This window comes from Bradyrhizobium sp. IC3195, assembly GCF_020193585.1.
Taxonomy (GTDB): Bacteria; Pseudomonadota; Alphaproteobacteria; order Rhizobiales; family Xanthobacteraceae; genus Bradyrhizobium; species Bradyrhizobium yuanmingense.
This window is the reverse complement of the sequence record NZ_JADYVG010000002.1, coordinates 232,611-246,082: the sequence shown is the minus strand read 5'-3', so window position 1 is coordinate 246,082 and position 13,472 is coordinate 232,611. Positions and strand designations below refer to the sequence as shown.

12 protein-coding genes are annotated in these 13,472 nt (G+C 65.7%); 4 read left to right on the top strand and 8 right to left on the bottom strand.

The window, feature by feature from the left end; translation table 11 throughout:
• Positions 1 to 23 precede the first annotated feature (23 nt).
• Both I6F09_RS04725 and I6F09_RS04720 read right to left on the bottom strand, forming a co-directional pair.
• The gene (locus I6F09_RS04725; RefSeq protein WP_225187567.1) at positions 24 to 1,547 is read right to left on the bottom strand and encodes a bifunctional 3-(3-hydroxy-phenyl)propionate/3-hydroxycinnamic acid hydroxylase; all 1,524 of its coding nucleotides are present in this window, start codon (positions 1,545 to 1,547) and stop codon (positions 24 to 26) included.
• Positions 1,548 to 1,619: 72 nt separating this feature from the next.
• On the bottom strand, positions 1,620 to 2,411 hold the full coding sequence (locus I6F09_RS04720; RefSeq protein ID WP_225187566.1) for a DNA-binding transcriptional regulator: 792 nt from the start codon (positions 2,409 to 2,411) through the stop codon (positions 1,620 to 1,622).
• Between the two features lie 148 nt (positions 2,412 to 2,559).
• Between I6F09_RS04720 and I6F09_RS04715 the strand changes: the two genes are divergently transcribed.
• Entirely contained in the window at positions 2,560 to 3,543 is a 984-nt protein-coding gene (locus I6F09_RS04715; protein WP_225187565.1) for a VOC family protein, read from the top strand.
• 15 nt (positions 3,544 to 3,558) lie between these two features.
• On the opposite strand, the gene I6F09_RS04710 is transcribed toward I6F09_RS04715, so the two are convergent.
• Together I6F09_RS04710 and I6F09_RS04705 are read right to left on the bottom strand one after the other, a co-directional pair.
• Positions 3,559 to 4,221, bottom strand: coding sequence for a response regulator transcription factor (locus I6F09_RS04710; protein ID WP_036029111.1), 663 nt, complete (start codon positions 4,219 to 4,221; stop codon positions 3,559 to 3,561).
• Positions 4,218 to 5,600 (bottom strand): histidine kinase, encoded by a 1,383-nt coding sequence (locus I6F09_RS04705; RefSeq protein WP_036029212.1) that lies wholly within the window; start codon positions 5,598 to 5,600, stop codon positions 4,218 to 4,220. The genes I6F09_RS04710 and I6F09_RS04705 overlap by 4 nt, the downstream gene beginning before the upstream one ends.
• A 186-nt stretch (positions 5,601 to 5,786) precedes the next feature.
• Between I6F09_RS04705 and I6F09_RS04700 the strand changes: the two genes are divergently transcribed.
• Complete coding sequence (locus I6F09_RS04700) at positions 5,787 to 6,671, top strand: DUF3280 domain-containing protein (RefSeq protein WP_036013522.1); 885 nt, start codon at positions 5,787 to 5,789, stop codon at positions 6,669 to 6,671.
• On the opposite strand, the gene I6F09_RS04695 is transcribed toward I6F09_RS04700, so the two are convergent.
• From I6F09_RS04695 to I6F09_RS04685, 3 genes are read right to left on the bottom strand one after another with little or no spacing between them, the layout of a single operon-like run.
• On the bottom strand, positions 6,661 to 7,692 hold the full coding sequence (locus tag I6F09_RS04695; RefSeq protein ID WP_036013589.1) for an L-idonate 5-dehydrogenase: 1,032 nt from the start codon (positions 7,690 to 7,692) through the stop codon (positions 6,661 to 6,663). The two genes, I6F09_RS04700 and I6F09_RS04695, sit on opposite strands and share 11 nt — an antisense overlap.
• Before the next feature lie 26 nt (positions 7,693 to 7,718).
• Positions 7,719 to 8,486, bottom strand: coding sequence for a glucose 1-dehydrogenase (locus I6F09_RS04690; protein WP_036013524.1), 768 nt, complete (start codon positions 8,484 to 8,486; stop codon positions 7,719 to 7,721).
• A gap of 12 nt (positions 8,487 to 8,498) precedes the next feature.
• Positions 8,499 to 9,698 (bottom strand): mandelate racemase/muconate lactonizing enzyme family protein, encoded by a 1,200-nt coding sequence (locus I6F09_RS04685; protein ID WP_225114304.1) that lies wholly within the window; start codon positions 9,696 to 9,698, stop codon positions 8,499 to 8,501.
• 178 nt (positions 9,699 to 9,876) lie between these two features.
• Between I6F09_RS04685 and I6F09_RS04680 the strand changes: the two genes are divergently transcribed.
• Together I6F09_RS04680 and I6F09_RS04675 are read left to right on the top strand one after the other, a co-directional pair.
• Positions 9,877 to 10,641, top strand: coding sequence for a GntR family transcriptional regulator (locus I6F09_RS04680; protein WP_109143398.1), 765 nt, complete (start codon positions 9,877 to 9,879; stop codon positions 10,639 to 10,641).
• Between the two features lie 120 nt (positions 10,642 to 10,761).
• Complete coding sequence (locus I6F09_RS04675) at positions 10,762 to 12,126, top strand: MFS transporter (protein WP_057029694.1); 1,365 nt, start codon at positions 10,762 to 10,764, stop codon at positions 12,124 to 12,126.
• Positions 12,127 to 12,135: 9 nt separating this feature from the next.
• Here the strand turns inward: I6F09_RS04675 and I6F09_RS04670 are convergent, their stop codons facing one another.
• Entirely contained in the window at positions 12,136 to 13,386 is a 1,251-nt protein-coding gene (locus I6F09_RS04670) for an arsenic transporter (protein ID WP_225187564.1), read from the bottom strand.
• Positions 13,387 to 13,472 lie beyond the last annotated feature (86 nt).

Genomic DNA, 13,472 nt, shown 5'->3' with positions numbered 1-13,472 from the left:
GAAATGTCCTTGACAGGGTTCGGTCAGGCCGCGGAGGGCGCTTGGGCTGAAGGAATTCGGGTTGCAGGGGCGATGGCGGCGATGAGGCGGTCGAGCTCGGCCTCGTTGCGGGCGGAGCCGCGGATGTAACGGTCGGGACGAACCAGTGCGGCGATGATGCCGTGCTCGCGCAGCCAGGGCCCAAGATCGTTGGCATCGTCGCTGGTCAGGATCTTGATCCCCGTCTGCGACAGCGCGAGACGCGATGAGAGTGCCGCCGCCGTCTCGACGAGCAGCACGTGGTTGTAGCCGGTCCGGTCATCGCTGCGGCTGGCGTCAGTCAACGTGAACTGCGGCGCGAGATGTCCGGCGAGCGGCAGGTCGCCGAACTCTAGTCCGGGGCCGAGCAGGGGCTTCTTCACATCCAGTTTGACCGGCGCGTTCTCGCGCGCTTCGCCGGCGGCAAGGCCGGCCTCGATCGCCTTGGTGTTGATGACACCGCCGAGGCGAATGGCGAGCTCGATGAACGCGCGCACATGCGGCAGCCGTTCGCTCTGATAGGTGTCGAGCAGATCGGGCGCGGCGCCTTCGCGGATCACGCTCGCCAGCTTCCAGGCGAGGTTGGCGGTATCACGGATGCCGGCGCACATGCCCTGGCCGAGGAAGGGCGGGGTCTGGTGCGCAGAATCGCCCGCGAGCAGCAATCGCCTGTTCCGCCATTGCTGCGCGATGACCGAATGGAACGTGTAGACCGCGGCGCGCTCGATCTCGGCATCGGCGGGCGTGATCCAGCGTGACAGCAGCTCCCAGACCGTCGCGGGTTGCGCGACCTCCTGCGAATCCTCGTCCGGGAGAACCGTGATCTCCCAGCGCCGCCGCATGCCGGTGCCGCGTACATAAGTTGCGGGCCGCCTGGGATCGCAATGCTGGAGGCTGTAGTCGCCGAGGTCCTCGCGCGCGCGCTTAAGCAGGACGTCGATCACGAGCCAGCGCTCGTGGAAGCCGAGGTCGTCCATGCCCGAACCGATGAAGCGGCGCACCAGCGAGCGGGCGCCGTCGCAGCCGATCACGTAACCGGCGCGGACCTCGCTGAGCCTCCCGTTGGAGAGGTCTTCGCAGCGGACGCGCACGCCGTGCTCGTCCTGATCGAGCGCGAACACCTCGCAGCGGTTGCGCAAGGTGACGTGTGGCCAGCGGGCGAGGCCGCCGATCAACACATCCTCCAGATCCGGCTGGTGGAAGCGGTAGCTGAGATGCCAGCCCATCGGGGTCAGCGTCTGCGGACGGGACCAGTCCAGCAGCATGCGGCCGGCTGCATCGAGAAACAGCATGCCGGGACTGAGAATGACGTGCGGCAGGATCGCCTCGGCAAGCCCGATGGTCTGGAACACGCGCATGCATTCATCGTCGAAATGCACCGCGCGCGGCAGATGATAGGTCCGCGCCTCGCGCTCCAGCACCAGAGTCCGCACGCCGCACAGGCCGAGCAGGTTGGCGAGCGTGGCGCCCACCGGCCCGCGGCCGACGATCACGACGTCAAACTCTTCCGGGGTGGATTTATCTTGCATGGGGTATCTCTTCCCCAAGCAGGGCCGGCGCATCAACGCCGGCGCGGCAAGTGTCCGCCCAGCGGACGGCCTCTATTCCGCAACAGGAATGGCCGACGCCGTTTCCAGCAGCTGGCTCGCAAACTGCGCGACCGCTTCCTCGATCCCCAGCGCCGAGCGGATCCAGATGATCGAGATGCAGCCGAATACGGCGCCGTCCCGCACGATGGCAACGGCAATCGAAGCCGTCTTGGGATTGTATTCGCCCTCGCTGCGGATCGCGTAACCTCGCGCCGCGGTCTCGGCGATCATGCGGTCGAGCCGGCCCTGGTCGAGGAAGGGGCGGTCGTCGGCCTCATCGATGCGGCGGAGATGATTGATGATGAGATCGCGTTCGCGCGCTGGGCAGGCGGCGAGATAGGCGCGGCCCGCAGACGTGCGCAGCATCGGCAGGCGCTTGCCGATCATGCCGCGATCGATCGAGAGCGGGCTGCGAGAGTGGGTGGTCTCCTGCACCACCATCGCCGCGTTCTCGTAAGTCGAGAGATCGACCGGCCAGACCAGCTTCTTGCTGAGATCGGCGAGATAGGGCGCCGCCGCCTGGCAGATCACCACGCCGGGATCGTAGCCGTCGCCGAGGCTTAGGGCACGCCGGGTGACCCGAAATCGGTCGTCGCTGGCGCTGCGGGCGATATAGCCGAGCTCCTCCAGGGTTTCGAGGAGGCGGTAGACGGTGGGTCGGGGCAGGTCGAGCGCGCGGGCGACGTCGCCGGCGCGGATGCCGCCGGAGCGGTTGACCTCGTGCAGCACGTCGAGCCCGCGCTTGAAGGCACGGACGCCCTCAGACTGCCGAGGCTGGCCGTTCCGCGTCCGCTCCTTGGACACTTCCTATTTCCTCCCTTGTGGCACATCGCGGCGCGCTTATTGTCGCCTGCGAACGCGAGGCGATTGCGGAACGCCACCGTAGGATCGCGCGCGGCCGGTATCAAGCTCGCCGCAGTACGGCGACCGCGATGCCTCCGGGAGGAATTCGATGGAAATCGCAGCGCTCGGCTATATCGGAATCAGTTCATCCCAGCTCGATCAGTGGAGCCGGATGGCGACCGGGCTGCTCGGCATGCAGCAGGTCGATCGCGGCGGCAAGATGCGGGCCTTCCGCATGGACGACCGCAAGCAGCGGCTGATCGTCGACGGCGGCAGCGATGCCGGCCTTGCAGTGATGGGATGGGAAGTTCCGTCGACGGTCGCGCTGGACAGGTTGGCAGGACGGCTCGAAAGCCATGGCATCAAGGTGGCGAAGGGCTCGCGCGCACTCGCTGACGAGCGGCATGTCGCCGAGCTGATCGCGTTCACTGACCCCGCCGGCAACCGGCTGGAGGCCTTTTGCAAGCCGGAGCTTGCGAGCGAGCCGTTCAGGCCGGGTCGCCCGATCTCGGGCTTCCGCACCGGCGCGCTCGGCATGGGGCATGTCGTGCTCAATGTGGAGGACCTCGAGCCGCTGTTGCCGTTCTATCGCGACGTGCTCGGCTTTCACGTCTCCGATTTCGGGCTGAAGCCTTACGGGCTTTATTTCTTCCACGTCAACGGCCGCCACCACTCCTTTGCGATGGTCGGCTCGGGGCGAAAGGCGATGCATCACTTCATGGTCGAGCTCGGCTGCCTTGATGATGTTGGGCAGGGCTACGACCTCGCGCAGATGGACGAGGGGCGCATCGCCTACACGCTGGGCCGGCACACCAATGACCACATGACCTCGTTCTACGTGAATACGCCGTCCGGCTTCTTCATCGAATATGGCTGGGGCGGACGCGTCATGGATCCCGAGACCTGGCAGCCGCACGAGACCTTTGATGGGCCCTCGCTGTGGGGCCACGAGCGGCTGCATATGCCGGAAGAGCAGCGCAAGCGGTTGCGCGAGATGCGGCTGGATGCGGCTGCCCGCGGCGTGCGCGTCGCCGATCCGCGCGTGCCGCCACTCAACTGCGCGTGGCTGGACTCGGTGGTCGCACGTGAGTGATCCGCGACGCCGCGATCAGGCTTCGCCGAGATCAACCTCCGTCAAGATCCCCTGGCGCAGCGCCAGCCGGACCAGCTCGATGTCGGAGCCGACGCCGAGCTTGTCCTTGATCAGCGAGTGCAGGTTCGCCACCGTCTTCGGGCTGACATGCAGCGTCTCGGCGATCTCCTCCGTCGTGTTCTCGGCGAGCAGCAACCGCAGCACCTCGAACTCGCGTGGCGTCAGCACGTCGGCGGCGGAGCTCTCGCCGCTGATGCGGCTGAGCGCTAGCTCGTGGTCGATGTCGGGGCTGATGGCAATCTTGCCGGCGAGCACGTCCTTGACCGCGCGCACCAGGGTCTCGGGCGGGCTGGTCTTGGTGACGTAGCCCCTTGCACCGGCGCGGATCGCCTGCACGGCAAATCCGGCGTTCTCGTGCATGGTGAAAACGAGAATCCGTGCCGCCTTGTCCCACTGCCTGATCCGCCTGACGGCCTCGATGCCGCCGATGCCGGGCATGCTGAGGTCCATGATGACGAGGTCGGGCGTCTCGGATTTGTAGAGGCGATAGGCTTCCGCTCCGTCGGCCGCCTCAGCGACGACGCGCAGGCCCGGCTGCTTCTGCAGCACCGAGCGATAGCCCTCACGGACGACGGAATGGTCGTCGACCAGCAGGATGGTCGCTTCCGCCGTGCTCATGCAGCGTGCTCCAGGGCCTCAGAGGCGGCAGCCGGGAGCGGAATGAATACGCGCAGCGAGGAGCCCTGAAGGCCGGTCTCGAAGCTGATCCGGCCGCGAAGCGCGGCGACGCGCTCGCGCATGCCCAGCAGGCCCATGCCCGATTTTGCGGAAGCCTCGTTCGGGCGGCCGTCGTCCTCGACCACGAGAGCAATCTCGCTGTCGGCCATGGTCAAATGCAGGCTAACCTTCGTTGCACCGGCATGCTTGGCCGCGTTGGTGAGTGCCTCCTGCACGATGCGGTACAGGTTGGCACTGACAGAGGCGGGCACGCTGTCGAAGGCGCCGTCGAATCGGATCTCGAAGCGCGGCTGGCCGCGGCTGCGGCCGTTCCACCCCGAGACCAGGCCTTCGAGGCTGGCGATCAGGCCGAGCTCCTCGACATCGGGCGGCCGCAGCCGGAACAGCGCGCCGCGCAGCGTCTCCATCATGCCGGTCGCGGTGCGGGCGATGCTGTCGCATTCGCCGAGCAGGTCGGGACAGTCCTGTGCCGCAGTCTGGCGGGCGGATGCGGCCAGCGCGCGGATCGCGGCGAGGGACTGGCCGAACTCGTCGTGCAACTCGCGGGCGAGATGGCGGCGCTCCTCGTCCTGGAGCGCGATCAGCTTCCGCGTCAGCTCGTTGCGCTCGGCAAGCGCCGTGTCGAGGCTTTCCGCGAGATGGTTAAAGACGTCGCGGATGGCTGAGAGCTCGGCGAGGTCGAACGGCGGCAGCCGGGTGGAGAGGTCGCCGGCGGCGATGCGTTCGAGGCCGCTGCCGATCATGCGGGTGGGCCGCAAGGCGCGGGCCAGTGCGGCATAGACCAGCGCGCAGAGCAGCGGCAGCGCGATCGCAAGCGCGATCATCAAGCGGCCGGCCTCGTGCCAGGCCTCCGCCGTCTGCACCGCCGGGTCGATAGAGACCACGGTCTCGCCGAGCTTGGTTCCGCGCACGATCACGGGGCGCGCCGCCTCGCGGCCGGGGTCGAATAGGCTGCGATAGAAGGCGGAGAAGGCTTGCGGCGGCGGGCTCGCCGGGGCAGGCGCGCCGCTACAGAAGCGCTGCAGCATGTCGCCGCTCGCGCTGCGGAAGCCGAGGCAGAGGCCGGGCGTCATCACATGGGCCGACACCGGGTCGAGGTCCGGAAAGTCCGAGCGGGGGCTCGCCGCCCACTGCACCTTGCCTTGCTGCAGCTCCAGCGTCTTGGCCACGATGGCGGCGATCCCGTCGATGCGCGCATGCGCGGCGCTATCGGCGGTGATGAGGAAATAGGTGGAGATCGCGGCGAAGCAGGCAGCCGATATCGCCGCCACGCGCAGCGTCAGACGGACCTTGAGATCGAATCTCGGGCGATTCCACATCGGCTTGCACCTGGCGCGAACGGGCTTGTCGCGCCTCATTAAAGGGCAGAACGCCAGCGGCGGGAAGCGTTCCCGACTTGCCGCAGTGCAACGTCGTGAAATTTTCCCGGCGCTGCTCGGGACGGTGACGGGTGCGGGGCCTGAGGCGGCCCGTCCAGATTTTCGTCCCATCCACGAGGTCCGTTCATGCACCGCTGCCGCCTGGTTCTCTCCGCCTGTCTCCTCCTCGTCCTCTCTTGCTCGCCCCTCGCTGCGCAGGCCGCCATCGGCGTCGCCATGGACGATTTCAGCTACACCGACACTTCGGGCGAGCCGACCGACCAGACCGCGGCCCACGAGCGGCGGCTGGCGGCGTTCATGGCCGCGCTTCGAAGGGACATCGAGGCAGACCAGCGCTACCGCTTGGTGCGATCCGCCCAAGATGGAGCGGTGTTCAAGGTGGTCGGCGGCATTCAGAAGACGAGTACGCTGGTGCAATGGGCCAAGGTCGCCGTGATCGACGTCGGCGCCAAGACGCTTGTGCTGGACAAGCTCTACAGCTTCCGCGGCGACAATGACGAGGCATGGGAGCGCGCCCAGATGTTCGTGTCTCGCGAGGTCATCGCCGCGCTCGGCACGCCTGCGCCGGTCGCGCTGGCCGTGTTCGATTTCGAGCTCGAGGACATGACGGCCGCCTCAGCGGGAGCGTCCGCTGCGTCGGACGCGTCATATCTCGCGGAGGTCACGGGCGGTGTGCGCGAGGCGCTCGGCCAATCCGGCCGTTACCGCATCGTCGAGGTCGGCGCAGAGGCGGGGAAGGCCGGCGCGTTGCGGGATTGCGGCGGCTGCGAGGTCTCTACTGCGCGCAAGCTCGGCGCCGACCAATCACTGATCGGCGTGGTGCGCCGCGTCAGCCGCACCGAATACACGCTCGGCTTCCAGGTGCGCGATGCCAAGACCGGCGCGGTGCTGGCGCGCGGCGACAGCGGACTACGCATGGGCGCCGACTATTCCTGGAAGCGCGGGGCCGTGCGGCTGGTCACCGACCGGCTGATCGAGGGGCAACAGGCCAACGACGCGCCTAGAAGGTAAGCTGGACCTTCATCGACTGCGCGCGGTCGCTGGCGAGTTCGAAGGCCGCGACCGCATTCTCGAACGGCATGGTGGCCGTGATCAACGGTTTGACGTCAATCAGGCCTTCGCCCATCAGGCGCACCGCCAGCTCGAACTCGGGATCGAAGCGGAATGTGCCGCGCAGCTGCAATTCCTTGGCCACAATGGAATTGATCGGCAGCGTCATCTCGCCGCCGAGGCCGAGCTGCACCAGCGTCGCACCGGGCCTCAGCACGTCGAGCGCGGTGCGGAGCGCGGCCTGGTTGCCGGAGGCCTCGAACAGCGTGTCGAACACGCCCTTGCCGGCGCGCCAGGGATCGAGCGCAGTGGCATTGGTCGCGACGTTGATGGCATGCGTGGCGCCGAGCTTTTTCGCGACCGCGAGCGGAGCGTCGGCCACATCGGTGACAACGATCTCCGACGCGCCGCCGAAGCGCGAGACCAAAATCATCAGCGCGCCGATCGGACCGCAGCCGGTGATCAGCACGCGCTTGCCGAGCAGGGGACCGGCCTGCTTGCCGGCATGCAGGCACACCGCAAGCGGCTCGGCGACCGCGGCTTCCGCCAGCGACAGCTTGTCTGAGATCGGCACGGCCTGCGTCGCGTCGACCGTGATGAACTCGCGAAAGCCGCCCTGCACATGGGGAAAGCGCATCGCGCTGCCGAGGAAGCGCATGTCGAGGCACTGGTTGCGCATGCCTTCCTGGCAATGCAGGCAAGCCCCGCACGGCTTGCTCGGGTTGACCGCAACGCGCGTGCCCGACTTGACGCCGGCGACGCCGCCGCCGACGTCAGCGACGACGCCGGCGATCTCGTGACCCAGCGCCATCGGTTGCTGGATCCGCACGACACCGAAGCCGCCGTGATGATAGTAGTGCAGATCGGAGCCGCAGATTCCGCCATTGACGATCTTGACGCGGACCTCGCCAGGGCCGGGGGCCGGATCGGCATAATTGTCGATCCGCAGGTCCTTCGGGGCGTGAATGACGACGGCGCGCATGGCTTGCTCCTTCGTGGTCTTGGCGATCACATCGCGGCGATCATGCCGCCATCGACATAGATGATCTGTCCGTTGACGTAGGTCGACGCATCCGAGGCGAGGAAGATCGCGGCGCCCACCAGCTCATCCGGCTTGCCCCAGCGCTTGGAGGGAATGCGGCCCATCAGCCAATTGTTGAAATCGGCATTGTTGACCAGCGCCTCGTTCATGTCGGTGAGCATGTAGCCGGGGCCGATCGCATTGGCCTGGATGCCGTGCTGGGCCCATTCCACCGCCATCGAACGGGTCAGGTTCTTGATGCCGCCCTTGGCCGCGGTGTAGGGCGCAATGGTGGGGCGGGCGAGCTCGCTGCCGAGCGAGCCGATATTGATGATCTTGCCGTGCTTGCGCGGGATCATGCGCTTGGCCGCCTCGCGGCCGATCACGAAGGCGCTGGTGAGGTTGGTCTCGATCACCTTGCGCCATTCGTCGGTGGTGAACTCCACCAGCGGCTTCCGGTGCTGGATGCCGGCATTGTTGACGAGGATATCGACGGCGATCCCCTTATTATCGAAATCGCTGAACGCCGCGATGATTGCGGGCTCATCGGTGACGTTGAAGGCGGCGCCTTCGGCCTGGTGGCCGGCGGCGCGAAACTCGTCGACGGCCTGCTCGACTCGCTTGGGATCGACGCCGTTGATGATGATCTTCGCGCCGGCCTTGGCCATGCCCTCCGCAATGGCGCGACCGAGGCCGCGGGAGGAGCCGGTGACGAGCGCGGTGCGGCCGGAGAGATCGAAGAGGGAAGTGCTCATCTCAAGAATTCCTCAGACGTTGGAGCGGCGCACGGTGAGATCGGTGCGCTCGAAGACGGCAGGCAGGAGGTCGACGCCCAGGCCGGGGCCTTCCATCGGAAAGACATAGCCGTCCTTGATGGTGGGCATCGTGGTGACGAGCTCATTGTACCAGCCCTTGTAGAAGGCGCGCACTGATTCCTGGATCAGGGTGTTGGGCTGGCTGAACGACATGTGGATGGCCGCGATGAAGCCGATCGGGCCAATACAGTCATGAGGAGCAAAAGGCCGATGATAGGTCTCGGCCATGGCCGCGATCTTGCGGCCTTCGGTGAGACCCCCGGTCCAGCACAGATCGGCCATCACCACGTGCATGGCATCGCGGTCGAGCATGTCCTTGTAAGGGAAGCGCGAGCCCAGCGTCTCGCTGGCGCAGACCCAGACGTCGGTCGAACGGGCATATTCGGCCAACGCCTGCGGCGAGTTCATCCGGATCGGGTCTTCATACCAGGTCGGCTTGTAGGGCTCGAGCGCACGGGCGATCTGCTTGGCGGTCGGCAGATTCCAGAGCGAATGGAGCTCGACCATGATCTCCATCTTGTCGCCAACGGCTTTGCGGATCTTCTCGAACGGCTCGATCGCCTGCTTCATCTGTGCGGCAGTGATGTAGAGGCCCTTGTTCTCCTGCGCGGCGGGATCGAACGGCCAGATCTTCATCGCCGAGATGCCGCTTTCGAGCAGGCTTTCGGCGAGCGCATCGGCATGGTTCATGAAGCCGTCGAGATCTTCATAGGGCCCCTTGGAGGCGCCGAGATTCCAATTGGCCACCGGGCTGATATTGGTCGAGCGCACATATTGCGTGCCGGCGCAGGTGTTGTAGATGCGCTGCTTGTCGCGGCAGAGGCCCCCGAGCATCTGGTGCACCGGCTGACCGCAGACCTTGCCGAATAGATCCCACAGCGCGATGTCGATCGCTGATGCCGCGCGGTATTCGACGCCGGTCGAGGACTGCGCCATCGGCAGATTCAGCATGTCGCGATGGATCGCTTCGATGTGCAGGGGATTGCGGCCGAGCAGGCGGCCGGCAAAGGTGTCGTGGATCTGCGCTTCGACCGCGCCGGCGCCATAGAAGGTTTCGCCGAGACCGATCAGACCAGTGTCGGTGTGGATGCGGACCCAGATGACGTTGGAAAATTCCTCGGTGCGCAATGTCTCGATCGACGTGATCTTCACGGCAAGTATCCTCCCATCGAACGGCGCTTCGCACCTGACGTCTCATTTTGCGCTGCAGCATGCTGCAGGTCGTGCCGACGTCTTACGCTTGCTTGTAATATATCACAACATGTTTTAAGGGTGCCACAAACAAGGCGCCACCCAGCAACGAGAGCGCGGGCGGACGGGAGAGGACGGCATGGCACGGCGCAAGCGCGCACTCGCGGTGCTGAGACACGGCGACGGGGAGGGCAGGCCCTCCCGGCGCAACCGTCTCAACTTCTTCGAGCTGGCTTATCAGAGGATCGAGGAGCTGCTCGTTCATTGCGAGCTCAAGCCCGGACAATTCATGACGATGCTGGAATTGCAGCAAATCACCGGTTTCGGCCGCACGCCGGTGCATCACGCCGTCAATCGTCTCTCCGCCGACACTCTCATCGTCATCCGGCCGCGTCACGGCCTGCACATCGCGCCGATCGATCTGGCGCGCGAGCGCATGCTGCTGGCCTTACGCCGCGACATGGAACGCTTCGTGATCCGCCTCGCCGCCGATCGCGCCACCCTGTCGCATCGCAATCAGGCGATGCACATCGAGCGTCTGCTGCGCGAGCGCCGCGCCAGCCTCACCCTCGACGAATTCAATCATATCGACCGCCGCATCGACGCGTTGGTGCTGGAGGCCGCCGGCGAGCCGTTCCTGGTGCACACGCTGCGGCCGCTGCACACGCTGTATCGGCGCATCGGTTACATCCACCATCGCTTTATGCCGGGGCAGGCGGATCTGTCAGGCACGATCGATCATCATCTCGCCATTCTTGCAGCCGTCGCCAACCGCCGCGTCGAGGAGGCGGTGAAGGCGAGCGACGCGTTGATCGACTACATGGGCGAGATGTTTACGGGCATGGAGGCGGGGATCGATCCGCGCCTGCTCGATTGCAGCATCGAGCCGCTGCTCGGCGCGTAGAGCATGATCCGGAAAAGTGTGAGGCGGTTCTCCGAAGAATCATGCGCAAGACAACAAGCCAAAGCGTGATGAGATCCTGATGTCATCGCGCTTTAGAGAGTTCTGAAGAAAGGAAGAAGAATGTCAACGATGGCGATGCCACAGGCGACCGCGAGCGAAGCCGCGGTCCGCTACCTCATCACGAACTACAGTCCCAAAGGCAACAAGGTCGGTTGGCTGATGATGGCCTCGATCCTGGTCGAGGCCTGGGACCTCTATTCGATCGCCTTCGTGCTGATCTTCATCAAGGAGCAGTACAATCCCGATCCACTGATGCTCGGCCTCGCCGCCGCGGGCACGCAGGGCGGTGCCCTGATCGGCGCGCTGCTCGGCGGCTGGCTGTCCGACAAGATCGGCCGCCGCGTGATGTTCCTCGTGACGATGGTGCTGTTCATCGTGCTGGCGCTGGCGCAAGCCTTCGTACCCAGCGTCGGCTGGCTCGTCGTGATCCGCTTCCTGCTCGGCATTCCGCTCGGCTCCGACATCTCGACCGGCTACACCTACATCATGGAATCCATGGCCAAGGGCGAGCGCGAGGTCATGGGCAACCGCTGGCAGTTCATGTTCGCCGTCGGTGAAGTTCTCACCATCGGCGTCATCGTGATCTTCCTGCTGGTCGACATGAACCACGAGATGCTGTGGCGCGTGACGCTCGGTCTCGGTGCGGTGCCGGCACTGATCATCCTGATCATGCGTCACGACGTGCCGGAGACGGCGGTGTGGCTGGTGCAAAAGGGGCGCTACCGCGAGGCCAAGCAGGTCGCGCGCGAGATGTTCAACGACAATCTCGACATGCTGCCGGATCGGGACGTCGAGGTTCCCAAGACCAGCACGCGCGCATTCCTCGCTGACCTCAGGAAGGATCCGATTCGCTGGCGTGCCACCCTTTATGGCTGGATCGCCTGTTTCGCCCAGGCGAGCGAGTTCTCGACCTTCGCATTCTATCTGCCGGTGCTGTTTGTGATGGTCGGCGTATCGAGCGTGCTTGGCATCAATGTGGTGACGATGGCGCTGTTCTCTTTCGCCGCCCTGTCGGGCTGGGTCGGACCCTTGCTGACGCCGAAGATCGGCCATCGTGGCATCGCCATCGCCGGCTTCGGCATCGTGCTGGTTTCGCTGCTGGTCGCGGCCTTCGCGCTCTACACCGACAACAAGATCCTGCTGCCGTTCGCCGCCGCCGGCATGCTCTGGGGCCATTATTGGGATGCGTCGAACTGCATGACGATCCCGACCATGGTCGCCCGTCCGCGATATCGGGGCACCGCAAGCGGCTTCGCCTACATGTTCGTGAAGCTGCCGTCGTTCCTGGCGATCTTCCTGTTCCCAACGGTGTTTGCCGCGATCGGGCAGGCGAACGCCACGCTGATGGTCGCGATCTTCCCGCTGGTAGGCCTGCTTGCCGCGATCTTCATCCTGCCGGAAGTCTACGGCTACGAGAACGACTGACGATGAGCGCTATCTGATCGCGGCGGCTAACGCCGCGATCAGGGCCGGCGGCGTCACCAGCAGGCCGAGCTTGAGGAACGGCCAGGCGCCGACCTCGATCTTCTCGCGGCGGAGCGCGACCAGCCAGAGGATGGTGGCGAGCGAGCCGGTGACCGACAGATTGGGGCCGAGATCGACGCCAATCAGGATCGCGCTGACGACGGGCACCGGCAGATGATCGCCGGCGGCAACCGAGCCGGCGACGAGGCCGACCGGAAGATTGTTGGCGATGTTGTCGGCGAGCGCGGTGGCAATGCCCACGCTCCAGGCCGCCTGCGGGACCGATTGAGCTACCGCCTGGTGCAGCAACGCGTTGAGCTGCGCGATCACGCCGGTCTTGATCAACGCCTCCACCATGACGAAGAGCCCGCCGACGAGCGGCAACACGCTCCAGGACACCCCGCGCAGCACGGGCAAGGGTGATTGCCGGCTGAGCAGCAGCACGATCGCGGCCGTCACGCCGCCGCAGATAAAGGTCGGCAGGCCGAGCTGCTTGTCGAGCGCTGACGCCGTGACCAGCACGATGCCGATCGCGACGATGCCTATTGCGGTGAGCTTGCCGCCGCGGCCGAGCTTGGGATGCGGCACGCTGCGCGCGATCGTCTCTTCCTTCAGCGCGTGGTGCTGGGTCAGGCGCAGCACGATGTAGGTCAGCAGGATCGACGCCGCCGAGGGCAAGGCGAACAGGCGTAGCCATTCCGTCAGGTGCGGCATGCGCGCGCCGAACACGACGAGGTTGGCGGGGTTGGAGATCGGCAGGACGAAACTCGCGGCATTGGCGATGAAGGCGCAGACGAACAGATAAGGCAGCGGCTTCGCGCCGGCCGCGCGCGTCGCGGCATAGACGGCCGGCGTCAGCACGATCGCGGTAGCATCGTTGGAAAGCAGCACGGTCACGAGCGTGCCGACGAGATAGATAAGAAGAAACAGCCGCTGCGGCGAGCCGCGTGCGTATTCCACCGCGAGCGCGGCCAGATAATCGAACAGGCCTTCGAGCCGCGCCAGCTCGGCGATCAGCATCATTCCGATCAGGAAGAGATAGACGTCGAGGCCTTTCTCGATGCCCGTCAGCGCCTCCTGCCAGGGCAGAAAACCAAACAGCACGAGTGCGCCAGCGCCGATCGCGGCCCAGATCGCCTCGGGCAGGCGAAACGGCCGGATGATGACGCAGGCGGTCGCGACGAAGATGATGCTCCAGGCCCAGATGGCGTCAGACGGCACGTTCATTCCTTGAGGTTCGGTCAGTCATTCGGCATCGATAACCGATGCGGGAACGGCTGTCTTCCCCTAGAGTCTTGCCGCGGCAA